Here is a 25539-nt window from a genome sequence, read left to right on the forward strand (position 1 = left end):
AGCATGCCCAGCCTACTGACGCGGGTCAAGTCGAAGATGTCCATCTTCGCGCACCGCAAGGCACGCGGAATGCTCGACGGCGAATACGGTTCCGTCTTCAAAGGCCGCAGCCTGGACTTCGACGACCTCCGGGTTTATGTTCCCGGGGACGAAGTCCGCGACATCGACTGGAAAGCGTCCGCCCGGCACGGATCCCCGCTCATTAAGCGCTACGTCGCCGTGCGGCGGCAGGCCGTGCTGCTGGTCACGGACACTGGCCGCAATATGGCAGCCTTGTCGTTCGGCGGCGAGGAGAAAAAGGACATCGCCGTGATGGCCCTGGGTGTGGTGGGCTACCTCGCCCAGCGCCACGGCGACGTGGTGGGCCTGGTCTGCGGTGACGGCAGCTCGACCCGGTCGCTGCCCGCCAAGGCAGGCGAGGCGCACCTGGAAAGACTCCTCCGTGACGTCAACGGCCACACCGGACTTTCCTCCCCGCCCAGCAGCCTGGGGGAACAGCTTTCCTACGTGGCCCGCAATTACAGGCAGCGCATGCTGCTCTTTGTCGTGGCCGACGAAGTGGTGGTGGATGCCGCGATGGAGCAGCTGCTGCGCCGGCTTCGCGCCCAGCACGAGGTCCTCTGGCTGACCGTCCGCGACGCCGAGCTTGCCGGGCCCGCCTCTGTGCGGCATGCCGGCGGAGGGGAACCCGCCGACGCCGCGCCCGCCGACCGTTTCGACGTTGCCGACGCTCTCCTCCTTCCCGGCAGGCTGGTGGTTTCGGACGCCGTCATCCGTGCCTACGCCGCGGCGCAGGAGCAGCGGGACATGAAACGCCAGGCGGTGCTGCGCAGGTTAGGCATTGCGCATGTCCATGCCGGCAGCAGCCACGATGTGCTGCCTGCGGTGTTCACGCTATTGGAACGGCACCGCCGTGGAAAATAGCTCCGGTTTCTACGCCCCGCTGGCCTACAGCGCCTGGCTGCCCTGGGCCGGCGCGGGGCTCCTGTTGCTCGTCGCCGGGTGGCTGGCGTTCGTCGTCGTGTCCACACGGCAGGGGACAGCGGCAGCGCCGGCGGCCCGCCCCGCGCAGCCGTCGGACCCTTCCGCCGTGAAGCGGGAGTATCTGCGCCGCATGGATGCCGTGGCAGCCGATGCCGCCGCCGGCCGGTTGTCCGCACGCGCCGCGCACCAGGAGCTCAGCCTGCTGATCAGGGGCTTTGTCCGCGACGTGGCGGGCATCGACGCGCCGCGGATGACCCTGGCGGAGCTCAGCCGGCAGGGCGTTCCTGCGGCGGCATCGGCCATCAGCAGCCTCTATCCGGTGGAATTCGGTCCTGAAGGCGGGGGCACTGAACCCCGCGACTCTGTCGCGGCCGCGGCCGAAACGGCCCGGGAGGTGGTCCGGACGTGGAACTGATCTTCTGGTGGATGATTCCGGTGGCCCTTCTCCTTGCCGGTGCCACATACTGGGCGCTCCGGAAAGGGCCCGGCGGCGACGAATCCGTGCCGCGGCCGGTGGCCCACAGCCACCGCCTTACCGAACTGCCCGAATACCAGGCCGCCGTCCGGCGCCACCGCCGCTGGCTCACCGTTGCTGCCGTGGCCGGGGGAGTGGCGATGGCAGCGGCAGTCGTTGCCGCGGCCCGTCCTGCCGAGCGGAGCACCGTCAGCCCGGAGCAGCGCAACCGCGACATCATCCTGTGCCTCGACGCCTCCGGCTCGATGAGCAGCGCTGACGCGGCAGTGGCGGAAGTGTTCGCCCGGCTGGCACAGGGATTCGACGGCGAACGGCTTGGCCTGACTGTCTTCGACAGCAGCGCAGTGCAGGTCATTCCCTTGACGGACGACTATGACTACGTGCAGGAACAGCTAAAAGTCGCCAAGGAGGCCTTCGACGGGACGCCCGGAAGCGCCGGATTCCTGGACGGCACCTGGAACGGCGCGGGCTCCTCCCTGATCGGCGACGGACTGGCATCCTGCGTGCAGGGCTTCCCGGCGACCGGTGCCTTAACGCCGGGAGGAACCGGCCGAACGGAGGAACGGTCGCGCTCCGTCATCCTGGCCACCGACAACTTCGTTTCAGGGGAGCCCATATTCACCCTTGAGGAAGCCGGTTCACTCGCCAGGAAGCAGGGTGTCCGGGTCTATGCACTCAACCCCGGGGACTTTGACTACGGAACCGACCCTGAGCAGCCCGGTGCCAAGCTGCGCGCCGTCGCTGAAGGGACGGGCGGAGCGTACTACCCGCTGGACAGCCCGGAAGCCGCCGCGGACATTATTCGCAGGGTCCAGTCAACGGAAGCCACGGCCTTTAGTGCTGCCCCGCAGGCCGCCGTGTCGGACCGTGCCGAGATTCCACTGGGCATCGCCCTGGTGTCCGGCCTGGTGCTGGCCGGGGCAACCTGGAGGCTGCGGCGATGACATTCCAACCCATTTGGCCCTGGTGGATCATGGTCCCGTTAGTGCTCGCCGTCGCCGGCCTTCCGGCGTGGGCGGCAGTTCGACGACGGCCCGGCCGCGTCGATTTCCGCGGCGGGTTCCTTCCGGCAGCACTCGTGCCGTTGCTGCTGCTGGCGTCGCTTCGGCCGGGTCTGCCCGGCGGTAGCGTCAGGGGTGCCGCAGCCGACCTCAATGTCTTTTTTGTCGTGGACACCACCAGCAGCATCGCCGCCGAGGATTACGGAAACGGAAGCCGCAGGCTCGACGGCGTCCGGAAGGACATCATCGCGATCGCCGGGGAGCTGCCGGGAGCCAGGTTCTCCATGATCACCTTCGACTCCCAGGCCGTTCTCCGGATGCCGCTGACCACCGACGCCTCCGCCCTCGACACACTGACCAGCGTGCTGGAACCGCAGGTCACTGTGTACTCCACGGGCAGCAGCGTGACCGTGGCCCGGACTCTACTCAACGAACGGCTGAAAGCGGCCCGGGACAGCCACCCGGAGCGTGCCCGGATCGTTTACTACCTTGGCGACGGCGAGCAGACCAGCGGCAAGGCGCCCGAACCAATGCGGGTGGACGCTTCCCTGGTGAACGGCGGAGCGGTGCTGGGATACGGCAGCGGGCCGGGCGGGAGGATGAAGGAGAAGGCCGGCTATTCATCTGCCGACGACGCCGGATACATCCAGGACCGCGGCAGCGGGAGTGCCGGCGACGCCGTATCCCGGATCGACGAGGATGCGCTGAGGCAGATTGCAGGGCAGCTCGGCGTGCCGTACGTCCACCGGGCTGAAGGGGATGCCGTCGCACCGATGATGCAGACGGCCAAGCCCGGGGTGCTCAAGGAAACGTCGGAGTCCCTCGAGGGCCGGGTGGAACTCTACTGGGTACCGGCCCTTGGCGCATTCTTCCTGGCCTTGTGGGAGAGCCTGCGGGTGCTCCGCCAGCTGCGGCAGCTCAGGCCCGCAAAGACGGAGGTCCGCCAGTGAACGCCCAGCCTGTCCCGGAACGGGCCGTGAACGGTCAGAAGCAACGCCGGTATCGTCTGCTGCTGATGTCCGCGGCACCCGGGCTGCTTGCCGTGGCCTTCGCCGCCAAGCTGCTGAGCGTCGGCTATCTGGGCGGCCAGGCTGCCAGCTCATTCAGCCGAGGCGACCAGGCAGCAGTTGCCGCCGCGGCGTCAGGCCTGGATTTCGCGAACCTCGTGGAACGGCACAAGGCGCCCTTCGCCGCCGCCGACGCCCTGGTGCTGGGCGGAGACTACGCAGGCGCCCGCGCACTTTTCGAAACCGCGCTCGCTGATTCCCCGCCGGCCGATGAGTGCAAGGTACGGGTCAACCTGGTCCTGGCCATCGAGCGGCTGGCGGACAAGAGCGGTGGGTCTGCGGCTGCCGGGACGGAAGCGGCCCGCCTCTACCGCGAGGGACTGGACGTGGTCAAGGCCGCCCCGCCCGGATGCTTCGACCCGCAAGGCGATACTGACAGGGCCAACGGGACCGACGGCGAGGGCGAACGCCTCAGCCAAGCCGAAGGGCGCCTGCAGGCCAAAGCGGACAAGCTGGGCAGCCAGGAAGCGGAACCCGGGGACGACGCCGAGAGCCGGCCCCAGCCCGATCCCGAGCCGCAGCAGAGCCAGCTGGACAAGCTGAAGGAGTCCGCGAAATCCGCGCAACGGGAACGAAACGACGGCATGCAACGGGACGAGTACCTCAGCGGGGGCAACTCGGACGCCGGCACCGACAAACCTTGGTAGGCTATGCGGGCACCAGCCGATTCCGGTCCTTCGGCGAACAATGTTCTGCACGGTAACGAAACAGAGCGTAAAGGTGCGTCTTAATTCGGCGGCCAGCTTGAACGCTCCGACGTGCGGGCCCTAGAGTCGTATACAAGTTACCGAGGTAACGTGTCAGCGATCCTCCGCCAGGAGGGTGTGGGTGCCCCCATGTGGGCCTGACATTTGCTCACGGACAACTTCTCATCAGGCGTAACAGTCGCGGCTGCGCCCTGCCGAAGTTCACTCCGTGTTCCCCAAACTCAAATTCATTGACGGTTCATCGTTTCCACGGTCCCGGGGACCAGGATACAGCTGCCGCCAATGGCTCACAGCCAAGGACGCAAATGTCACCACCTAGCCTTATTGACACACATCCGAATCTCTCCGACGCCGCACCGGTGGCACTCTCCTACGAGCTGTTCCCGCCGCGTTCTGCGGCTGCCGCGGAATCGCTCTGGACCACCATCCGCGAGCTGGAATCCACCGACCCGGACTACGTCTCCGTGACCTATGGTGCCAGCGGCTCAAACCGGGATACCGCCGTCGAACTCATCAACCGGCTCCTGCTGGAGACGACGCTGCGCCCCCTGGCCCACCTGACCTGTGTCGGCAACACGCCGCAGGAACTGTCCGAAATCATCGGTGAGCTGCTCGACGTCGGCGTCCGCGGGATCCTGGCGCTTCGCGGTGACCAGCCCAAGGACGGCGGCACCCCCGCCAGCGGTTCCCTGCGGTACGCCCAGGACCTGATCGAACTGATCCGCCGGGTGGAGCAGCGCCGCTCGGCGCTGCTGTGCGCCGGCAAGGTGGCGGTGGGAGTGGCCGCCTACCCCACCCGGCACCCGGAATCACCCACGGAAGCGCACGACGTCGAGGTGCTGCTGGCCAAGCAGCGCTCCGGTGCCGACTTCGCCATCACGCAGGTGTTCTTCCACACCGAGCAGTTCGCCGACCTCATCACGAGGGCACGCCGGGCCGGTGTCACGATCCCGATCATCCCGGGCGTGATGCCCCTGACGAGCGTTCGCCGGCTGAAGCGCCTGGGCGAGCTGACCGGCGTCGAACCCGCTCCAGAACTGATGGAGCGGCTTGCCGCTGCGGACACCGACGCCGAACGCCGCCTGATCGGCGTCCGCGCCACCGTGGACCTGGCGAACGCCGCCCTCGACGCAGGGGCGCCGGGAATCCACCTGTACACCTTCAACGAACACGCCTGTGCGCTGGACGTCCTGGACAAGCTCGCGCTGCCCCGCCCCGCCCGTCCGGCGAGCAGGCTCAATGCCATCGCACGCCGGCACCAGGAAATGGCGAGCTGAGGGACACCTCCGCCGCCCGCACCAACCCCGTCAGCACCACCAACCCCCGCTTTTGACAGCAACCTCCAAGGAATTTCACATGACTGAGCAGAACACTGCGTTCCCGTCCGCCTCCATCCTCGGCTACCCGCGCATCGGCCGCCGCCGCGAACTCAAGAAGGCCGTCGAAGCCTACTGGGCCGGCAAGATCGACGCCGCAGCCCTGGACGCCGCCGCCAAGGAAATCCAGCTGGGCACCGCCAAGCGCCTGCAGGGCCTCGGCCTGACCGAAGCCGCTGCGGTTCCGGGCACGTTCTCCTTCTACGACCAGGTGCTCGACGCCGCCGCCCACGTCGGCGCCGTGCCGGCCCGTTTCGGCAACCTCCTCAACGCTGAGGGACAGCTGGACATCGACGGCTACTTCACCCTGGCCCGCGGCAACAAGGAACAGCAGCCGCTGGAAATGACCAAGTGGTTCGACACCAACTACCACTACCTGGTGCCGGAAATCGGCCCGGAGACCAACTTCGCGCTGACCTCCAACCGCATTGTTGAAGAATTCGAGTACGCCCTCGCCAATGGTGTGGAAACCCGCCCCTACATCGTGGGCCCGGTCACCTTCCTGCTCCTGAGCAAGGCCTCCGATGACGCCCCGGCCGGGTTCAGCCCGCTGTCCCGCCTCGAGGACGTCCTGCCGGTCTACACCGCACTGCTCGAGAAGCTGGCCGCCGCAGGCGCCAGCTGGGTCCAGCTGGACGAGCCCGCCCTCGTGGTGGACCAGGACACCCCGGAGCAGGAAATCCAGGCCGCAGTCGCCCGTTCCTACGAGGTCCTCTCCGCCGCAGCCAAGCGCCCGCAGCTGTTCGTCTCCACCCCGTACGGTGCACTGAACGGCCAGCTCGGCACCCTCGCCGCCACCAACATCGACGCCCTGCACATCGACGTCTTCAAGGGCGCCGTACCCTCCGCAGCGGCACTCGCGGCCCTGGGCAGCAAGACCCTGGTCGCCGGCGTCGTGGACGGCCACAACATCTGGCGCAACGACCTGCAGGCCTCCGCAGACAAGATCGCCGAACTGAAGAAGTCGGTGGCCAAGCTGGCTATCAGCACCTCCACTTCCACCCAGCACGTCCCGCACGACGTCGAGGAAGAGGCTCAGCTGTCCGAGCAGCTCCGCAGCTGGCTGGCATTCGCCGACCAGAAGGCTGTTGAGGTTGTCACCCTGGCCGGCCTGCTGACCGATGCAGCCGCCGTTCAGCCGGCCATCGACGAGGCCACCCGCATCATCGCCTCCCGCGCCGCCGCCGAGGGTGTGCAGCGCGCCGACGTCCGGGCCCGCACCGCAGCCCTGACCCCGGCCGACTTCAACCGCTCCGAGTACTCGGTCCGCGAAGCCGCCCAGGAAGAGGCACTGCACCTGCCGCCGCTGCCCACCACCACCATCGGCTCGTTCCCGCAGACGTCCGAAATCCGTTCGGCCCGTGCCCGCAACAACAAGGGCGACCTCACCAACGAGCAGTACGAGCAGCTCATGAAGGATGAGATCAAGCGTGTTGTGGAGCTGCAGGAAGAGCTCGGCTACGACGTCCTGGTCCACGGCGAGCCCGAGCGCAACGACATGGTCCAGTACTTCGCTGAGAACCTCGAAGGCTTCGACGTCACGGTCCACGGCTGGGTCCAGTCCTACGGCTCACGCTGCACCCGCCCGTCCATCCTGTGGGGCGATGTCACCCGCAGCGCCCCCATCACGGTGGCCTGGGCGGAATACGCCCAGGCCCTGACCAGCAAGCCGATGAAGGGCATGCTCACCGGTCCGGTCACCATCCTGGCCTGGTCCTTCGTCCGCGACGACCAGCCGCTGGGCGAGACCGCCAACCAGGTCGGCCTGGCGCTCCGCGACGAGATCGCCGACCTCGAAGCAGCCGGCATCAAGGTCATCCAGGTGGACGAGCCCGCCCTGCGTGAACTCCTGCCCCTGCGCAAGGCCGACCAGGCAGCCTACCTGGACTGGTCCGTGAACTCGTTCCGCCTGGCCACCGCCGGTGCGGCTGATTCCACGCAGATCCACACCCACCTGTGCTACTCCGAGTTCGGCGCCATCATCGACGCCATCGACGGGCTGGACGCTGACGTTACCTCCATCGAGGCCGCACGTTCACGCATGGAGGTTGTCCACGACCTCGAGTCCCACGGCTTCGGCCGCGGCGTCGGCCCGGGCGTCTACGACATCCACTCGCCGCGCGTCCCGGGTGAGCAGGAAGTCACCGAGCTGCTCAGCACCGCGGTCAAGCATGTTCCGTCCCGCCAGCTCTGGGTCAACCCGGACTGCGGCCTGAAGACCCGCGGCTACGCCGAGACCGAAGAGTCCCTGCGCAACCTCGTCGCGGCCACCAAGACGGTCCGCGCGGAGCTGCTGGAAGCCGCCAAGTAGCCAACGGCACCACGCCCGACGGCGGGCGGTCACCTCACGGTGACCGCCCGCCGTCGGGCTTTAACTATCGATCGCTTCAGGACTCCCAGACGATTTCGTCGTCCACCACGCCGTCTTCATCGGCCGATGCCACCAGCACTTCGTCGGTGAAGTGCTCGCCCAGGGTGAAGTCCAGGACAAAGTAGCGTTCCGGCTGGCCGGGGTAGATTCCCACATGGCCGAGCTTCAGCGCCTTCAGGAACACGGCATTCGTCAGCTGGCTCTTGTCCTCGACACCGAACACCTTCCGCAGGTGCTCGTCCTTGATGGCATTGCAGTGGAAGTGGCGGTACTCCTGGGGGCTGGTGCCGTCCTGCTCCAGTTCCTCGGCGATCATGTCCCGCACCTGGTCCACGAGTTCGGGCAGGTACCGCAGCCGGTAGTCGACCTTGTGCATGGCCGCCTCGTCGAAGTGGTCATGCGCATTGATGTTCAGATCCAGCTCAACCGGCTGTCCGCCCAGTTCGTGTTTGACGGCAATGTTATGGTCCCGGCCGTGATTGAGTTCGATCTCACCAAAGTGCCGGCTCAGTACCTTGTTCATACCTTCAACATAGACCCGAAAAGCGGTGCATTCCAGCATCGGGGATTTTTTATCTGGGACGGTGGCCGGGCCGGTCTGGGCACGGGTACATTGATCGGATGCACAGTGCCGCCGCTGCCGTCGCCCGATCCCGTGCGCTTTTCGACAGCGGGATGAGCCGGCCGCTAGCCTGGCGCCTTGAACAACTGCGCAATCTGCGCAGGATGCTGACCGAACGCCGTGCGGACTTTTCCGGCGCGCTTCTCAGCGACCTGGGCAAGCACCGGAGCGAAGCCCAACTCACGGAACTCGGCTTTGTGACCGCGGAAGCGGCCCATCTGGAGCGGCACCTGGCAGGCTGGCTGCGGCCCCGCCGTGCGGATGTGCCACACGCCCTGCAGTCGGCCCGTGCCTGGACCGAGCTGACTCCGCTTGGAGTGGTGCTGGTGATAGGAACCTGGAACTACCCGGTCCAGCTCACCCTGGCTCCGCTCGCCGGAGCCTTGGCTGCGGGCAACACCGTCGTCCTGAAACCGAGCGAGCAGGCCCCTGCCACCTCGGCTGCCCTGGTCCGCTGGGTGCCCGAATACCTGGGCGGTGCCGCCGAGGTGGTGGCCGGCGGGATCCCGGAAGCCAGGGCACTGCTGGCCGAGCGCTTCGACCATATCTTCTTCACCGGCGGCCAACATGCAGCCCGCGCGGTGATGCGGGCCGCAGCCGAACACCTTACGCCGGTCACCCTGGAACTGGGAGGCAGGTGCCCCGCCTACGTGGACGGGACCGCGGATCTGGCGACGACGGCAAAGCGCATTGCCTGGAGCCGGTTCGTGAACGCCGGGCAGACGTGCGTGGCACCCGACTATGTCATGGCGGCGCCCGAAGTGCTGGACGCCCTTGAGCCGAAGCTTGTGAACGCCATCACGGGCATGTTCGGCGCGGACCCGGCGGGCAGCGGTTCCTATGGCCGGATCGTGGATGACCGGCACTTCGAACGGCTCGCTGCACTGGCGGACGGCAGCACGGTGGTCTACGGCGGGCAGCGGGACCGCGCCAGCCGGTACTTCGCGCCCACCCTGCTGCGGCCCCAGCCCGGGGACACCGTGCTGGACGAGGAAATCTTCGGTCCGCTGCTGCCGCTGGTGCCGGCGTCCGGACCGGACGAGGCGATCCGGACGATCAATGCCGGCTCCAAGCCGCTGGCACTGTATGTCTTCAGCTCCGACGAAAGCGTGCGCGGATCCTTCGCGGCGAACACGTCGTCAGGCGCCCTTGCCTACGGGGCGCCGGCTTCACACCTCGCGGTCCCGGCTCTCCCGTTCGGCGGGGTGGGCGGCAGCGGCATGGGCGCCTACCACGGTGAACACTCCGTCCGGACCTTCTCGCACGAACGGGCCGGCTTGGACAAGCCGGCGTGGCCGGACACCCTGGGGCTCGCCTATCCGCCGTACGGCAAGGCGAAGGACAGGCTGCTGACCGCGCTTCTGTCCCGTGCAGGGCGGCCTCGTTCAGGGTGGGGGAAGGGCCGGTCCAAGGCAGGCTAGGCCTTGCGGGCGGTCCCCAGGCTGTGCAACGTATCGGCCAGGAGTTCGACGAAGAGCTGGACGCGGGCCGTCTGCTTGTCATTGATCAGCAGCGCGAAGACGTTCCGGGCAAGCCTGATCTCCGGAACGTCGAGGACCACCACTCCGGCTGGCCGGTGCCGCAGGGCAAGCTCAGGAACTAGTGCGGCGCCAAGCCCGGCCGCCGCCATTTCCAGGCTGGCATGGAAGTCGTCGCTGTAGGCCACCACCCGCGGGTGCAGGTTGCAGCTGGCGAACAGCCGCTCGATGATCGCGGCATCGCTGGTGCCCGGATGATGCACGATCCAGGGCATGTCGGACAAGTGGTCCGCAGCCACTTTCGCCTCGGCGCGGAAACCCCAGGCCGCGGGTAGCACCACGCGGAACTCGTCGTCGCCGATCCATTGGCGGTTCACGGTGTGGGGCCAGGCCAGGCCGGACTGGCCCACCTGGTAGACCAGGGCAACATCGAGTTCGCCGCCGGAACGCAGTCCCTGGATGGTCTGGGACGGCTCCGCCACGGACACCCTCAGGTCGATTCCCAGCCCCTTCCACTTCGGGTTCCGCAGGATCTGCGGCAGCACATAGGTGGCCAGGCTGGGAAAGATGCCCAGCCGCAGCTCCTGGCTGGTGGCATCGTGCGTCCGGGAGGCGGCCGCCATCAGCGCCTCGATGTCTGTCAGCACCTTAGCGGCGTGCCGTGTCATCACCAGCGCGGCTTCGGTGGGGTGGATGCTCCTGGCCGAGCGCTGGAACAGATCCACCCCTGTGTCCCGTTCGAGGGCCGACATCTGCTGCGAAACAGCTGAGGCCGTGTATCCCAGCCGGTTGGCCGCCGCCGCGAACGATCCCAGCCGCGTGACCTCGACAAGGGTCCGCAGATGAACAGGGTTGATCAATGGTTGCCCTTCGCCTCGGAAATCCCGATTCATTGTGGCATATGCCCGGGGCCCCGGGATGCCGCCGAGGAACGGTTCCAGCAGATAGGGGCCCTGACGCAGCTTAGGGCCCCGTTTGTGTGCCCTGCGACACGCTTTCGGGACCGCCGCGACACGCCGTCCAACGCACGACACGCACGGGATTAAATGTGGCTAACTCCTCCACAGGGTGTGGATTTCGTCCTCGAAAACAGCTGAAATACGGACATTTTTCGCCCCCTTGCCTGTGGATTAACGGTGCATTAAATGACATACTTGTAATACATCATCTTGGGGTCAGCATCGGGGCCGTGCACTACATGTAGTATCGACATACAGGTCGAGCGGGCAGGGGCCAGCTTCGAACGGGGGTTCAGTTCGGGCAGTGCCCACCGCAACCGAGACTTCGCAGTCGAGATTTACAGAGCAGAGACTTAGAGCAGTGACTTCAACAAAGGGGACAGGAACCATGACCGTTACGGTTTACACGAAGCCGGCCTGTGTTCAGTGCAACGCGACCTACCGTGCGCTGGACAAGAAGGGCATCACCTACCAGAGCGTCGACATCTCGCAGGATGCGGATGCACTCGAGCGCCTGAAGGCCCTGGGTTACATGCAGGCTCCCGTAGTGGTCACGGACCAGGACCACTGGTCCGGATTCCGTCCGGACAAGATCGAGGAACTGGCGCTGAGCGCCGCCGCTTCAGTGGCCTAGGCTTCACACGCCGGTTCCGGCAGAGAACGCTACGTAGATGAGGTGACTCCCATGGCAGCGCCGGCACTTGCCGATGCGCCGGTCGCAGCGACGGCTGTGAACGCGACGCGGAGTCGCCTCATCTATTTTTCATCCACCTCAGAGAACACCTCGCGTTTCATCGAGAAACTGGGAGCCGATGCTGCCAGGATCCCGCTGTACGCCAAGGACGCGCCGCTTCTGGCCTGCGAACCCTTTGTCCTGGTAGTGCCGACCTATGGCGGCACCGGCGGCGAAGGATCAGTGCCGAAACAGGTCATCCGCTTCCTGAACAACCCGCAGAACCGCAGCCTGCTCAGGGGCGTCATCGGTGCGGGGAACACAAACTTCGGGGACAACTACTGCATGGCAGGCGACATCATCGCCGCCAAGTGCTCTGTCCCGCATCTTTACAGATTTGAACTCATGGGGACGCCGGAAGACGTCGACCGCGTACAGCAAGGATTGGAAAAGTTTTGGACACGACTGTCGCAGACACAGAAGTAACCAGGTCCGAAGGAAGGGACACGTCCATGGATACGGTCACCAGCGCTGTTGAAAAGCAGGACAAGCCCGCGTTGCCCGCAGCCTACAAGGGCCTGGGCTACCACGAGCTGAACGCCATGCTGAACCTGTACGGCCCCAACGGCGAGATCCAGTTCGAAGCCGACCGCGAGGCCGCGCACCAGTACTTCCTGCAGCACGTGAACAACAACACGGTCTTCTTCCACGACCTCGAAGAGAAGCTCGACTACCTCGTCAAGAACCAGTACTACGAGCGCGAGACCCTCGACCAGTACACGATGAACTTCATCCGCGAGCTCTACAAGCGCGCCTACAAGAAGAAGTTCCGCTTCGAGACCTTTCTGGGCGCCTTCAAGTTCTACACGTCCTACACGCTGAAGACGTTCGACGGCAACCGCTTCCTGGAGCGCTACGAGGACCGCGTGTGCATGGTTGCCCTGCACCTGGCCCGCGGGGACGAGCAGCTCGCACTGCAGATGGTGGACGAGATCATCGAGGGCCGCTTCCAGCCGGCCACGCCCACGTTCCTCAACGCCGGCAAGCGCCAGCGCGGCGAGCTGGTCTCCTGCTTCCTGCTCCGCATCGAAGACAACATGGAGTCGATCGGCCGCTCCATCAACTCCGCGCTGCAGCTGTCCAAGCGCGGCGGCGGCGTGGCGTTCGCGCTGACCAACATCCGTGAAGTCGGTGCCCCGATCAAGCAGATCGAAAACCAGTCCTCCGGCGTCATCCCGGTGATGAAGCTTCTCGAAGACAGCTTCTCCTACGCCAACCAGCTCGGTGCCCGCCAGGGCGCCGGTGCCGTGTACCTGCACGCCCACCACCCGGACATCTACCGGTTCCTGGACACCAAGCGGGAAAACGCGGACGAAAAGATCCGCATCAAGACCCTCTCACTCGGCGTCGTGATTCCGGACATCACCTTTGAGCTGGCCAAGAGGGACGAGGACATGTACCTGTTCTCCCCGTACGACGTCGAACGCGTCTATGGCATGCCGTTCTCCGACGTCTCGGTCACCGAGAAGTACTACGAGATGGTGGACGATTCCCGGATCAAGAAGACCAAGATCAAGGCGCGCGAGTTCTTCCAGACCCTCGCCGAGATCCAGTTCGAGTCCGGCTACCCGTACATCATGTTCGAGGACACGGTGAACCGGGAAAACCCGATCGACGGCAAGATCATCATGTCCAACCTGTGCTCCGAGATCCTCCAGGTTTCGCAGCCCACCACGTACCACGATGACCTGTCCTACGACGAGACCGGCAAGGACATCTCGTGCAACCTTGGTTCGCTGAACATCGCGAAGACCATGGATTCGCCGGACTTCGGCCTGACCATCGAGACGGCCATCCGCTCGCTCTCGGCCGTTTCCGACATGTCGAACATCACCTCGGTGCCGTCCATTGCCAAGGGCAACGACCAGAGCCACGCGATCGGCCTCGGCCAGATGAACCTGCACGGCTACCTTGCCCGTGAGCGGGTCCACTACGGCTCCGAAGAGGGCCTGGACTTCACCAACATCTACTTCTACTCGGTGGTTTTCCACGCGATCCGCGCCTCCAACAAGCTGGCGATCCAGACCGGCCGGACGTTCGGCGGCTTCGAGAAGTCCAAGTACGCGTCGGGAGAGTTCTTCGACAAGTACACGGAGCAGGAGTGGGTGCCGCAGACGGCGAAGGTCGCGGAGCTGTTCAAGAACATCCACATCCCCACGCAGGATGACTGGCGCGAGCTGAAGGCTTCCGTCATGGAGCACGGCATCTACAACCAGAACCTTCAGGCTGTCCCGCCGACCGGCTCGATTTCCTACATCAACAACTCCACCTCCTCGATCCACCCGGTGGCGTCCAAGATCGAGATCCGCAAGGAAGGCAAGATCGGCCGCGTCTACTACCCGGCGCCGTACCTGACCAATGACAACCTGGAGTACTACCAGGACGCGTACGAGATCGGCTACGAGAAGGTCATCGACACCTACGCCGCGGCCACCCAGCACGTGGACCAAGGCCTGTCCCTGACGCTGTTCTTCAAGGACACCGCCACCACGCGCGACATCAACAAGGCCCAGATCTACGCCTGGAAAAAGGGCATCAAGACCATCTACTACATCCGTCTCCGCCAGCTCGCGCTGGAAGGGACCGAGGTGGAAAATTGCGTTTCTTGTATGCTATGACAACCGATTTAGGTTGATTTACGAGAGGCTCGAGGGCAATGAAGGGGACGACGACGGCGACGGGCGGCTTGGTCTACGGCATCCGGCTTAGGCGGGAAGTCGAGTACCGTTATGTCGGTATTACGACCAAGACGGCCAGCCGTCGTTTCCATCAGCACCTACGTGTCGCAGCCGAGGGTCGCAAGACTCCGTTCTATGACTGGCTCCGTAAGCATGATGCGGCTGATCTCGTTGCAGATGAATTGGACTGGATCGAAGGCTTGCTGGAGTTGGGGCAGGCCGAGGTTGACTGGATTGCCTACCTTAAACGTGACGGTGATAGGTTGCTCAATATCTCCGAAGGCGGCCTTGGCCCGACGGGGGTGGTCTGGACGGAGGAGCAGCGCGAAGCCGCCCGCATCAGAAACACCGGTCGCAAGGGGCTGAGCCGGCCAGGCGCGGCCAACCCCTTCTACGGTGGGAAACACAGTCCCGAGCAGCGAGCCAAGTGGGCGGCCGAACGCCAGGGTACGTACTCCGGTGTGGAGAACCCTAACTTTGGTAAGTTCGGTGTAGACCATCCGGGCTTTGGCCGGGCAGTGTCGGATGAAACCCGCAGGGTCCTCTCCGAGGCGAAGAAAGGTGCTGGCAATCCGAATTTCGGGAAGAAATTGAGCGCGGAGACCCGTGCGAAAATGTCAGCCGCACAAAAAGGCAAGCCGAAGCCTTCCAGCCAGCGCAATGCCCACACCAGACATCACACAAACAAAGGCATCGAGAAAGCCGACTGCAAGTATTGCGTCGAGGACTCAGCCAAATCAAGTCTCTCTTCAGAAAGCGAGTCGGAGTCATGACCGAGAAAGTAAAGCTGCTTAGCCACGTCGAGGCGATCAACTGGAACCGCATCCAGGACGATAAGGACGTTGACGTCTGGAACCGGCTGGTCAACAACTTCTGGCTGCCGGAGAAGGTGCCGCTGTCCAACGACGTCCAGTCGTGGGCCACGCTGACGCCGGCCGAGCAGCAGCTCACCATGCGCGTGTTCACGGGCCTGACCCTGCTGGACACCATCCAGGGCACAGTCGGCGCCGTCTCGCTGATTCCGGATGCGCTCACCCCGCACGAAGAAGCCGTGTACACGAACATCGCGTTCATGGAGTCGGTGCACGCGAAGAGCTACTCCTCCATCTTCTCCACGCTGGCCTCCACCAAGGAGATCGACGAGGCATTCCGCTGGTCCACCGAGAACGAGAACCTTCAGAAGAAGGCCCAGATCGTCATGGACTACTACCAGGGCGATGACCCGCTGAAGCGCAAGGTAGCCTCCACGCTGCTGGAGAGCTTCCTGTTCTACTCGGGCTTTTACCTGCCCATGTACTGGTCGTCGCGCGCAAAGCTGACGAACACGGCAGACCTGATCCGCCTGATCATCCGCGACGAGGCCGTGCACGGCTACTACATCGGCTACAAGTTCCAGCGGGGCTTGGAGAGGGTCTCCGAGGAGAAGCGCCAGGAGATCAAGGACTACACCTTCGAGCTGCTCTTTGAGCTGTACGAGAACGAAGTCCAGTACACGCACGACCTCTACGACTCCGTCGGCCTGGCCGAGGACGTCAAAAAGTTCCTGCACTACAACGCCAACAAGGCGCTGATGAACCTGGGCTATGAAGCCATGTTCCCGGCTTCCGTCACCGATGTGAACCCGGCCATCCTGTCCGCGCTGTCGCCGAATGCTGATGAGAACCACGACTTTTTCTCGGGGTCCGGGTCTTCTTACGTCATTGGCAAGGCTGTTAATACTGAGGATGACGACTGGGACTTCTAGGTCTTCTTTTTGTAGATGGACAACCCATTTGGTCCTGTGACAAAGGACATGGTCCTTTTGAGAGATTCGGAGCAGGTTGGACTAATTCCGACAACTTGGGCTTCAGCCCAGCTTCCTCCGAAACAGCTCGGCCAGCGGAGTCACAACTTGATTGGTGAAGTGACAAGGGAACTTGGCCAGAGTGTAACGAACCATCAAGAGGAGGCGGAAATCAGTTTGAACCGCACCCCGGAAGTTGGATTCGAAATTGAGAATCCAACTTCCGGGGGCAGTTCTTTTATGGTCACGTATCGAAGACATGATGATGAGGTCCGTGGTCGCCTGGCCGCTGACTTGATTCAGCAGCCGCTGGCATGCGCGCCTTGGATGAATCGGCGAATCTGAAGATTGAGGACCGTTCCATCCTCACTCTCCGGAGCAACCAGCAGCCGAGTAAGGCGACGGGCAATTGCGTCGGCGTTCCCTGAGGAACGGGCTTCTTGCATGACCGGCGGCCCGTTGGCGATCGCCTTATGACACACTCGGCTCAGCCGTTCCCATTGATCTCACTCCCGTCGCATCTCTGCTTCGGTCGGTGACGCCTCCCGAGGGGCGAAGTGCGGCGTACCCAATGAAGAGCACCACGACCCTGGGTGCTGGGCGCGACATGACCGCCCCACGCTCAGGGTACGCACTCAGCGCATGGGCGGAAGCTAGCTGCCGGTGCTTGATGACGGCTACGTGTGTTTCGTCAACTTTAAGTAGGCCATTTCAGCGGTAAGAATCAGGCCGCTTCGGAACGTTTCCGGGCCGTTTCAGCAGTTTGGTTATTTCATGAACAAGAGCCTGGCACCCTCGGTATCGATCGGAAGGTAGCCCAGTTCGTCGATCGCCAGGAGCTGGTTTTTGGCCAGGGAACCGAGTTCCTTGTCCAGCCGGTCCTCGTCCTTGGCGCGGCGCAGCATCATGACCAGGGCGGAGGTGGTGAAGAACCTGGCTTGGATGCCTTGCCGGTAGGCGGCCGCGACCAGGGCGGTGGCCATGTGGGTTTTTCCGGTGCTTACGTCTCCGTAGAGGACCAAGTCCTGGGCCCGGGTGATGAACTCCAGCGATTCGAAGGGTTCTCGGCCGTAGCCCTCGGGGAACCTGACGCTGGTGTAGTCGAGTCCGGTAAGTGTCTTCATGTCGGGCAGTCTCGCGGATTTCAGCAGCCGTTGGCGGCGTGATTCCTGCCGGTGTGGCAGACATGCTGCGCTCCCAATATCATGTGACTTCGTCATCATCCTTGTGCTTGGGCGCACATGATGATCATCAGTCACGCTAGCAATAGGTGCCACAGTCTTTTTCAACCGTGAAAATACTTTCGGCCCTCTGGAGCATTGCCCGGCAGGAGCTTGCGTTGGCAAGGGGCAGTGTGCGTTCCGCTCAGGAGCGGAATTTTTCAAACTGAACGGTGCCAACGGGAGTTAGGCGGCTAACTGTTCGGTGGTTTCTTTGGGGTGGTTGATCCAGGCTGGTCCTGGGAGGGCGAGGATTTTGGGGTCGGTGGTGCTGGTGAAGCGTTCGGGGTTTTTCGCCCGGGCGGCAGTATGTGTTGCTGAGCGTTCATTGGCGGCACCTGCGGCGTGGCCGTAGTGGACGTTCGCGGGCGTGTGGAAGCCGATGCTGGAGTGTTGGAGGTGATGGTTGTACCAGTCCACGAAACCGCTGATAAAGAGTGCCTCGCTGTACGGATTATCATTCGACACCCGGGCCTGGAGTGGGACCGGGTGACCTCCAGGTCCGAGAGCAGCGCGGCGACGGTTTTGGAGGTCATGGACGTTCCCCGGTCCGCGTGCACGACCTGTGGGGTGCCGTGGATCCCGAAGATTCCCTTCATCATCTCCACGGCCAGCACCCCGGATTCTGTGGCGTGGACGTGCGCGCCGACGATGAACCTGGAATGAATGTCGACCATCATGTAGCAGTCAAAATACTTCCCCCTGACCGGGCCCGCGAGCTTTGTAATATCCCACGTGAACACCTGTCCCGGGGGCGTGGCCACCAGCTCGGGAACAGTCCGGGGCGGATGTTTGGCCAGCCGGCGCCGCTCCTTGACCTGCTCGTTTTCCTCCAGCATCCGGTAAAACGTCGACAAGGATCCCAGGTAGATTCCCTGGTTCAGCAGCTTTGTATAGACCTGCATCGGTGCCAGGTCCACGAACTCCGGTGAGTTCAGGGCCGCCAGAATCTCCGCCCTTTCGGCGGCGCTGAGCTTGTTTTGCGGGACCACCGGCGTCTGGTCCCGCGGCGGGACCGGTCGGCGGTTCGCTGTCGATCTGGAAACACCCGTCAATGAAGCTGCCCGGCGGGTGGGGATCTTCAGGTCCAGCATCGACCGGTAAGTGGCCATCAGCGTTGCTTGGACCGGGGCCCGTCCGGCAAATCCTCTGAGGCGCTCTCTAAGAACGCTGTAGTGTTCCCATCAGATCCAGGGCTGCCTCGGTCTTCTCCAACCGGCCTTGAGTCACCTCTAACTGGCGGCGCAAACGCGCGTTCTCGGCCTGCTCCGCCGAGAGTTTCCCGATCGATTCCCCGGCCTTCTTCCCGGCCAGGACGCCGGCGTCCCGCAACCGCCGCCACTCGGTCATCTGCGAGGAATACAGCCCCTCCCGACGCAGGAACGCGCCACCCTCGCTGTTCTCGCACGCCTTCTCGTACGCGGTCAAAAACTCGAGCTTCTGGACTGGGGTGAACGACCGGCGTGGCCGAGGACCACCGGCCCGCGGCCCGGAATTATTACTACTCACAGCACTATCTTCGCGTACTGCACTCAAAACTGGACTGGACATAATTACTGGATTCCTGGCTCGCGTCCCACGCGATTAAACGGACTTGCTATGAGCCGTTGGTACCGTTCCAGCCTGACACGTAGGGGAGTGGCTTCGAGCTTCGTCCCGGCACCCCACCTGCTTAACGTCGAGCTTCCGGATGCCATGCCGCCGGTGGCCGTCCGTGGATGTGGGAGGCTCGGGAATTAGTCGAAGCGGGGCGCACGATGGGAGCGGGTGTCGAGTGCGGCACGGGCGATATACTCGTCGACAGCCGCCTCGGGCACTCGGTAGGAGCGGCCGAATCGGACAGCTGGTATCTGGCCGGCCTGCACGAGGCGGTACACCGTCGCTTTCGAAAGCCGTGTCATGTAAGCCACTTCCGCGATGGTCAGGAAATGGTGTTGTGGACGGCCTTCCGTGCTCATGGTTCGCTCCTCAGGATGCACGATGCAGGATGCTTCCAGTTGAACAGAACGCTGAGCCGAACATAGCCACTATACAACTCCGGGCCCTGGCCCTGTTATATGCACCGGTCCGCTGGAACCCCTTAGACAGCTTGAAGTGCGGGCATCCTCACCTCCGCCGACCCGTCCGCCAGAGAAATGACCAACTCGAACCACACACGTGGCCAGAGTCACTCAAGACCGCCCATTTACCCGAGAATCAGTAGTTCGACGACCGGCGTAGCGTCGCCTCCGGGCTCGGGCTCGAGCTCGGGCCTGGCCTCGGCGGTGAGTCATCGGCGAACAGCTCGGCGACCCGGTTGTCAGTTCCGCCCTCACCAATATTCCGGGGCCGCGCAGGCCAGGGACTCGGCCCCGTTCTCCTCGGACCCGCCTGCGCGGCACGGGCGCCGGCATGTATGGTCAGCCTTTCCTCGGGGCGCCCTAGCCAACGGCGTGGACATAGGTTGGCGGCTAACTAATAAACGCTGTCAGCAAACTCATCACGCCGGCAGGCGGGGCTTCCCTCTCACGGCCAATATGACTTTCTCGCTTCACATAGCGGGACCTGCAACCCGCGCTGTCACTCCCGTATCAGAGGCCTCACCGGTTTATCTGATAACTGAGAGGTGAGTCTTCGAAAAAAGACATTTTCGTGTGTAACTTCTTCCCCGCATTCACCATCTTCGTCTTCCGATGCAGGCGTCTACTTCATTACTTGCTGGCACGTCATATCCGAGTAGTAGTGCTGTCTACTTTGTACTCTTTTTTCTTTAAAGACAGGTACTCACTACCTAGATTTTCCGGTCATACCGTCCCGTAATGTCTTTCCTGTTCAGCGCGTCGGCATCGGAATCAACGGAAGCCGGACGGCTGTGGAACATCCGTTAGGGAATCACGTTTAGTTAGGGAATCACGTTTATCCATCCCCGTAGAGCTGATCTAGAGGGCGACACTTAATAGTGAGGTGGAATGTTGGGTGCTCCAATAAGCGCCCAAGCCGCCGTCGTCGCCGGCCCCCGGGTATGTGACATATCATCGAAATGCCGGGGCAATATGATTTGCTATAGTGACCGTTCAAAAATTCAGAAATTCGCATCCCTGGGCGCAAACCGAAGAAATCCGCTTTGCATCAGCGGGCCGCAGGACTCCCTCACCCGCCGAGCCAGGCCGGCATGCGCGCCTCGCCGCTGCCGAGTGGCGCTGGAGGCCCCTTCCGGTGGCAGTAGAACCCCGGCGCTTCGGTCGAGAAGGGTAGCCCATGTCTAGGCATGCGGTCGGGGTTGCCAGGATTACGGCACTGATTCCAGCCCACAACGAGGAAGCACTTATTTCCGCTGCTATTCGCGGTCTGCTCGACCAGTCCAGAATCCCTCATAAGATAATTGTTGTTGCAGACAATTGCACTGACGGGACCGTCAGCGCTGTTGAGGCCATGGGGGAGCCCAGAGTCTTCGTCTTTGAAACCGCCGGGAATACCGACAAAAAAGCGGGTGCATTGAATCAGGCACTCGGTGTCGTGCTCCCGGGCCTGGATGATGATGATGTTGTTCTCGTCCAAGACGCGGACAGCATCTTGAACTCCGACTTCGTAGGGAACGCCGCCGTTCACCTGGACAGCGACCGTGGGCTCGGTGCAGTGGGGGGAACGTTCCGGGCCGTTCCAAGCGCTGGGGATGCCTCACTTATGACACGTTTCCTCGTGCATTTGCAAGACAATGAATACGCCCGGTACGCGCGGGACGTGCGTCGACTCAAGGGGAAATGCCTTGTGGTTACCGGGACGGCAGCCCTGTTCCGCGCATCCACGCTACGCAAGATCAGTGCCGCCCGCGTTGCCGGCACGCTACCTTCCGGTAACGGTGCCGGGGGTGTCTACGACACTACCGTCCTGACTGAAGACAACGAGCTGAGTTTCGCCGTCATGACCATGGGCATGCGGATCCTGGCACCCTCTGATTGTCTCCTCGTGACAGACGCCATGACCACATGGAAGGAACTGTGGGCGCAACGACTGCGCTGGAAGCGCGGAGCGGTAGAGAACTGTGTCCAGTACGGATTCACGAGCGTCACGGCATCCTATTGGGGGCGCCAGGCGTTGAGTATCGCCGGAGTCCTTGTCACCGCCGCCTACCTGGGGTCCCTTGTGTGGTCCTTGATATTCACCGGCGGCATTGTCGTTCAGCCGTTCTGGCTGGCCGTAACGGGGATCTTCGTCCTGGAACGCGGCATCACACTCAAAGACAAGGGCACCGGCCGGCGATTGCTGGCTGCCACCATGTACGAGCTTCCCTATGACCTGTTCCTGCAGGTAATCCATGCACGCGCCTACTTGGACAGCGTGTTCAAAACCAAGAAAGTGTGGTGACCGATGTACAGCAATCCAACATCCTCCCTGGCCGCAGGCGGCGCGACAGCTTCGGGTGCCATAGCAGCCTCTGGCGGCGGTGAGGCATTCTGGGTCGTCCTGGGGGGGTTCGCACTCCTCGCAGCCTCTACGGCCATATGGCGCATCGTTCCCCGCAAGGAAAAGTAGACTTCGCGGGAACGGGCTGGACACATGAACAGCGGTCTATTTCCTGAAAACCAACGTCCCGGGGCTTCCCTATATACGGCTCAGCGTTCCGTGCACTGGGAGGCATCCAGCCTCCGGCGGAGCCTGCCATGAGCACGAGACGCCGTTTGCACCAACGTTTGTTGCCCTCGCGGGAAGTAGCTGACATGACTAGACCATCCCAAAAGAGCGTGTCCCGCATCGTTCCAGCCCACCCGATACCGGAGGTCCGATTCGGGAGGGGCCGGCCATGCGTTGCCTGATTCCCCATGGTGATATACGGCGTCCACATTGGCCATCAGCGGCTCAGGGCGCGCGGCCCAGGTCGGCCGCATGTTCAGTGTCCCCGCGGAAATGTGGCAAGCGGCGGCACGGAAAAATCTCTGCGCCTTCTCTTTCCAGAAAGGACTCTCGTGACCGACGAAAATCCGCGACTCCTTGGGAAGCTCATTTTAGTGGGGTTAAACCATGACTCGTCTAACGTCTCTTATGGTAAGGCTTATTCGTTCCGCCGGGCTGAGGGCCCGTTGCAGGACCAGCCTCCAGGCCCTCGCGGCTCATCTGAATCGGTCCGCGGCAAAACAGCTCGCTCTGCTGACAGCTGTCAGCCTGATAATTCTTACCGCAATGAGCTTCCCAAAGGGCATTGACATGGCCTCCGGGACTGCTGCTGGCCCGGCGCCATTGGGGAGCTTCGCGTGGAAAGGGTTCAACTGGGAAAAACGGGTCTGGAGCGGACCGCCCCAGTACAACCAAATCTTTGACCCGGCCAACGTCAGCAACCCTGATGCTAATGGACACGTGACCCTGTCACTGTCCAACCCGACCGGCACAGCGCCGGCGGGTGCGGAGTTCCAATCGACACGTCAGGGATTCGGCTACGGAACCTATAGCACCACAGTGGAAAAAAGCCTAAGCCTGCTCCAGAAGGAAGTCGTCTGGGGATGCCTGTACACATACGATCCCCTGGCCGGTCCGGGCTATAACGAAATTGACCTGTGCGAAGCGTCGGCATGGGGAGGCGGAGCCATGTACGGACAGTCGTGGCCCGTCACACAGGGACACGGATACTGGTTCGATGCGGACAAGCCGACGGACGAGGGCAACAAAAAAACCGATTTTGAGGTGACGGACAACCCCATCCTTACCCACAAGATGGTCTGGGAACCGGGGAAGCTGACCTTCGAGACGTACGCCGGGGAGCGCTACACCGGCCAGCTGCTGAAGCGGACCGTCCTGCAGGGGCCCACCGTTCCCGTGCCTGCCCGGGAGGCCATTCACTTCAACCTCTGGGTAGTCGCTGGAGGAGGCGGCGATCCGGCGCATGTGCAGCCCGAGAAGGTCATCATCCGGGACTTCTCCTTCACACCGGCCTCCTCCGTCCGACCATGACTACAGTGCGGATCTGGCATACACCTTCGCCGAGCATGAGGACAAGCCTGCGACCTTCCGTGCCGGTAGCAATGAGCGCCTCGATGATCCGCGGTCCGTGCGATGTCTGCGGTACCCAGGGCCGTATTGAGCCTCATCTTCGATGCCTGTTCAAAGGCTGGGATCCTGCTCAGGCGGAAGCAAGCAGACCAGCGAAGTCAGCCCGACGACGACGCCGGCAGCCGCTGCCGCCCCGTCCGAGTCTGCCGCCCTGGCGCCTGCCCCAGCGGCCAGTGAGCCTCCGGCTCCTGCCGCTGCCTCGGCTGCTGCGGCACCCGCCGTCGGAACTCCATTCAGCGTCAAAATGCGGAATGGTGACGTCGCGAGAATCACCATTGTTTCCACGCTCAGGACGGATGCGGTGACGACGACGGCGCTCGCTACACCGGCTAAGAACGGTACCTACCTGCTCCTGGATGTGCTGTGGGAAACGGAAGCCGGCAAGACTTCGTCGAACCCGCTCTACTTCTCCGCCAAGGACGCGAACGGCCGGAAAGCGGACATTAGTATGTTTGCCGACAACCAGCTTGGATCGGGTGACGTTCTTCCGGGCGATAAGTCCCGCGGCTTCATTGCCTTCGACATCGCGGCCGGCCCTGCGACAGTGATGATCTCCGACCCGCTCCTGCAGGAAGCGGCACGGGTTCAGATCCCGGGCTAACTGGCATTAGGGGCCTCCCGTCGGATTGCCGGCGGGAGGTCCCTTGAATGTCTGGGTCAGACGCTTGGTGGCGGTTGGAAGGCTGACAAATGAACCTCAGCGGTACTTGAACCAGAGACGTCCACGCCGGTGCAAAAGCTGAGCGTCAATGCCTAAGCTGGTTGCATCGGATAGTCAGCTGCCGATGAAGGAGTGTGGGTGCCATGCCCAAGACCGGCAAGAACGATCATGCCCGGAAGGAAGAGCTTCCCTCGACCCTGCAGCGCTCTGAGCAGAAAGCCCAGGACACTTTCGCCAAGACCTACGATTCAGCCCTCGAGTCGTATGACAACGACGAGAGCCGTGCGGCCCGTGCAGCCTACGCATCTCTAAAGCACAGCTACGAGAAAGTGGGCGACCACTGGGAGCCAAAGGAGAAACGCGGCCCCTCCGACGAACGCGCGGCGGAAGGAATCGGTTCATCTGCGCCCACCGCCGGAGGCGTGGACGCGAACGCCTCGAAGGAGCACCTTTACAAGCGTGCCCAGGAACTGGACATCGCCGGGCGTTCGAAGATGGATAAGGACGAACTCGTCAAGGCGCTGCAGAAGGCCAACGATGCCGCAACCCGGAAGGCACGCGGGGACTGAACCCGTCGCGTAACCCTTAACCTTTCAAGGGCCGCGAGTAAGAGGATCCGGACGACGTCCGCTCCAGCACGCCGAAGTCGATCATATAGCGGCGCAGCATTACAACATCGTCGGTGTAGCTGAGCAGCCGTTCATTAACCTGCCGTTCGGTGAGGTTCTCGCCCGGCTCGATGGCTTCGCTGGCGATCCATGCCAGCAGCTCCCGCCGTTCCTCCCTGTTGGCCGGGTACCGCTCGATTCTGCCAAGGCGCATGAACCGAGCCACACCGGTCTGCGCGAGGCGTCTGGGTTGCTGGCTGAGAAGGTCGCGGAAGATCGTCTCGGAGGCCACCAGTTCGTTGTCGGGGGACCGTTCGACAAGTCCTGAATCGAGCAGGGCGGCGATGGCCCGCTCGCGTCGTTGGCCTGCCAGACCTGCCGCCACATCGGCCAGCCTGGCGCCGAGCACTATTTGTGCGTAGGCGGTCCGCGCGTCGTGATTAGCGAGGGCCGCCACCACCCGCCGCCAGTGCGGTCCGCTTTGCCTGGTTCCACTGCTCAAGCTGCTTCCCTCCGCCCTGGAGCTACAGTCCGCATGCTGCGGACGGCGCTGGCCGTCGGTGCGGACAGGCAAAATCGTAGTCCTGGCCGAGTTCAGCCGAAAGGGATCCCGCGGGCTAAGTGATGGCGCCGGGCCAGCGGTGTGATGTGAAATAGTCCTAGGGCACACGTCCCAAGGCGGGCCGGAAACGGCAGGCAACAACCTGGACCATTGCGCTGGCCGTGTTGGGCGCATGTCTTCCCGGAGTCATACCAATGGTTCAGGTGGCCCGCCCACTTCCACCGCAGGCGGGC

At 63.4% G+C, this 25539-nt stretch carries 22 protein-coding genes and 1 pseudogene; 17 read left to right on the top strand and 6 right to left on the bottom strand.

Annotation, left to right across the window (positions count from 1 at the left end):
- Positions 1-3 precede the first annotated feature (3 nt).
- The 7 genes from J7I92_RS05825 to metE all read left to right on the top strand — a co-directional run bounded on the left by J7I92_RS05825 (position 4) and on the right by metE (position 7921).
- Positions 4-924: a DUF58 domain-containing protein gene (locus tag J7I92_RS05825; protein ID WP_214838484.1), complete on the top strand. Its 921-nt coding sequence runs from the start codon at positions 4-6 to the stop codon at positions 922-924.
- Positions 914-1399, top strand: a complete 486-nt coding sequence (locus tag J7I92_RS05830) for a hypothetical protein (RefSeq protein ID WP_214838485.1) — start codon at positions 914-916, stop codon at positions 1397-1399. The genes J7I92_RS05825 and J7I92_RS05830 overlap by 11 nt, the downstream gene beginning before the upstream one ends.
- On the top strand, positions 1390-2403 hold the full coding sequence (locus J7I92_RS05835) for a VWA domain-containing protein (protein ID WP_214838486.1): 1014 nt from the start codon (positions 1390-1392) through the stop codon (positions 2401-2403). Before J7I92_RS05830 ends, J7I92_RS05835 begins: the two co-directional genes overlap by 10 nt.
- Positions 2400-3410, top strand: coding sequence for a VWA domain-containing protein (locus J7I92_RS05840; protein WP_214838487.1), 1011 nt, complete (start codon positions 2400-2402; stop codon positions 3408-3410). The genes J7I92_RS05835 and J7I92_RS05840 overlap by 4 nt, the downstream gene beginning before the upstream one ends.
- Positions 3407-4174 carry a hypothetical protein gene (locus J7I92_RS05845; protein ID WP_311380143.1) on the top strand — a complete coding sequence of 256 codons (768 nt, stop codon included), beginning with the start codon at positions 3407-3409 and terminating at the stop codon, positions 4172-4174. Before J7I92_RS05840 ends, J7I92_RS05845 begins: the two co-directional genes overlap by 4 nt.
- A 365-nt stretch (positions 4175-4539) precedes the next feature.
- Positions 4540-5511 carry a methylenetetrahydrofolate reductase gene (locus J7I92_RS05850; RefSeq protein ID WP_214838488.1) on the top strand — a complete coding sequence of 324 codons (972 nt, stop codon included), beginning with the start codon at positions 4540-4542 and terminating at the stop codon, positions 5509-5511.
- A 79-nt stretch (positions 5512-5590) separates the two neighbouring features.
- A complete protein-coding gene (metE, locus tag J7I92_RS05855; RefSeq protein ID WP_214838489.1) occupies positions 5591-7921 on the top strand; it encodes a 5-methyltetrahydropteroyltriglutamate--homocysteine S-methyltransferase in 2331 nt (776 codons plus the stop codon).
- 76 nt (positions 7922-7997) lie between these two features.
- Here the strand turns inward: metE and J7I92_RS05860 are convergent, their stop codons facing one another.
- Positions 7998-8504 carry a DUF2004 domain-containing protein gene (locus J7I92_RS05860; protein WP_214838490.1) on the bottom strand — a complete coding sequence of 169 codons (507 nt, stop codon included), beginning with the start codon at positions 8502-8504 and terminating at the stop codon, positions 7998-8000.
- Between the two features lie 98 nt (positions 8505-8602).
- Here J7I92_RS05860 and J7I92_RS05865 point away from each other — a divergent pair, with 98 nt between their 5' ends.
- Positions 8603-10024 carry an aldehyde dehydrogenase family protein gene (locus J7I92_RS05865; RefSeq protein WP_214838491.1) on the top strand — a complete coding sequence of 474 codons (1422 nt, stop codon included), beginning with the start codon at positions 8603-8605 and terminating at the stop codon, positions 10022-10024.
- Here J7I92_RS05865 and J7I92_RS05870 read toward each other — a convergent pair.
- The gene (locus tag J7I92_RS05870; protein ID WP_214838492.1) at positions 10021-10941 is read right to left on the bottom strand and encodes a LysR family transcriptional regulator; all 921 of its coding nucleotides are present in this window, start codon (positions 10939-10941) and stop codon (positions 10021-10023) included. The genes J7I92_RS05865 and J7I92_RS05870 overlap by 4 nt on opposite strands.
- Before the next feature lie 487 nt (positions 10942-11428).
- Between J7I92_RS05870 and nrdH the strand changes: the two genes are divergently transcribed.
- The 5 genes from nrdH to nrdF are packed head-to-tail and all read left to right on the top strand — an operon-like array spanning position 11429 to position 16195.
- Positions 11429-11674 carry a glutaredoxin-like protein NrdH gene (gene nrdH / locus J7I92_RS05875; RefSeq protein WP_011692201.1) on the top strand — a complete coding sequence of 82 codons (246 nt, stop codon included), beginning with the start codon at positions 11429-11431 and terminating at the stop codon, positions 11672-11674.
- A gap of 51 nt (positions 11675-11725) precedes the next feature.
- On the top strand, positions 11726-12199 hold the full coding sequence (nrdI, locus tag J7I92_RS05880; protein WP_214838493.1) for a class Ib ribonucleoside-diphosphate reductase assembly flavoprotein NrdI: 474 nt from the start codon (positions 11726-11728) through the stop codon (positions 12197-12199).
- Positions 12200-12225: 26 nt separating this feature from the next.
- On the top strand, positions 12226-14391 hold the full coding sequence (gene nrdE, locus J7I92_RS05885) for a class 1b ribonucleoside-diphosphate reductase subunit alpha (RefSeq protein ID WP_214838495.1): 2166 nt from the start codon (positions 12226-12228) through the stop codon (positions 14389-14391).
- Between the two features lie 38 nt (positions 14392-14429).
- A complete protein-coding gene (locus J7I92_RS05890; protein ID WP_214838497.1) occupies positions 14430-15224 on the top strand; it encodes an NUMOD3 domain-containing DNA-binding protein in 795 nt (264 codons plus the stop codon).
- Positions 15221-16195, top strand: coding sequence for a class 1b ribonucleoside-diphosphate reductase subunit beta (gene nrdF, locus J7I92_RS05895; protein WP_214838499.1), 975 nt, complete (start codon positions 15221-15223; stop codon positions 16193-16195). Before J7I92_RS05890 ends, nrdF begins: the two co-directional genes overlap by 4 nt.
- Positions 16196-17001: 806 nt before the next feature.
- On the opposite strand, the gene J7I92_RS05900 is transcribed toward nrdF, so the two are convergent.
- The 3 genes and pseudogenes from J7I92_RS05900 to J7I92_RS05910 form a co-directional block, all read right to left on the bottom strand.
- Positions 17002-17457: an ATP-binding protein gene (locus J7I92_RS05900; protein ID WP_214838501.1), complete on the bottom strand. Its 456-nt coding sequence runs from the start codon at positions 17455-17457 to the stop codon at positions 17002-17004.
- A 183-nt stretch (positions 17458-17640) separates the two neighbouring features.
- Positions 17641-19005: pseudogene (locus tag J7I92_RS05905) on the bottom strand (DDE-type integrase/transposase/recombinase).
- A gap of 185 nt (positions 19006-19190) precedes the next feature.
- A complete protein-coding gene (locus J7I92_RS05910; RefSeq protein ID WP_214838503.1) occupies positions 19191-19412 on the bottom strand; it encodes a helix-turn-helix domain-containing protein in 222 nt (73 codons plus the stop codon).
- Positions 19413-20691: 1279 nt separating this feature from the next.
- Here J7I92_RS05910 and J7I92_RS05915 point away from each other — a divergent pair.
- The 4 genes from J7I92_RS05915 to J7I92_RS05930 all read left to right on the top strand — a co-directional run bounded on the left by J7I92_RS05915 (position 20692) and on the right by J7I92_RS05930 (position 24705).
- On the top strand, positions 20692-21798 hold the full coding sequence (locus J7I92_RS05915) for a glycosyltransferase family 2 protein (RefSeq protein ID WP_214838505.1): 1107 nt from the start codon (positions 20692-20694) through the stop codon (positions 21796-21798).
- 987 nt (positions 21799-22785) lie between these two features.
- Positions 22786-23376: a hypothetical protein gene (locus J7I92_RS05920; protein ID WP_251039518.1), complete on the top strand. Its 591-nt coding sequence runs from the start codon at positions 22786-22788 to the stop codon at positions 23374-23376.
- Positions 23377-23518: 142 nt separating this feature from the next.
- Positions 23519-24076 (top strand): DUF4352 domain-containing protein, encoded by a 558-nt coding sequence (locus J7I92_RS05925; RefSeq protein WP_251039519.1) that lies wholly within the window; start codon positions 23519-23521, stop codon positions 24074-24076.
- A gap of 203 nt (positions 24077-24279) precedes the next feature.
- Positions 24280-24705: a ChaB family protein gene (locus J7I92_RS05930; protein WP_214838507.1), complete on the top strand. Its 426-nt coding sequence runs from the start codon at positions 24280-24282 to the stop codon at positions 24703-24705.
- Positions 24706-24721: 16 nt separating this feature from the next.
- Here J7I92_RS05930 and J7I92_RS05935 read toward each other — a convergent pair whose 3' ends face one another.
- Complete coding sequence (locus tag J7I92_RS05935; RefSeq protein ID WP_214838509.1) at positions 24722-25246, bottom strand: DUF2087 domain-containing protein; 525 nt, start codon at positions 25244-25246, stop codon at positions 24722-24724.
- Positions 25247-25539: the final 293 nt, after the last annotated feature.

Source organism: Arthrobacter sp. ISL-72, assembly GCF_018613755.1.
In the GTDB taxonomy this organism is placed as follows: Bacteria; Actinomycetota; Actinomycetes; order Actinomycetales; family Micrococcaceae; genus Arthrobacter.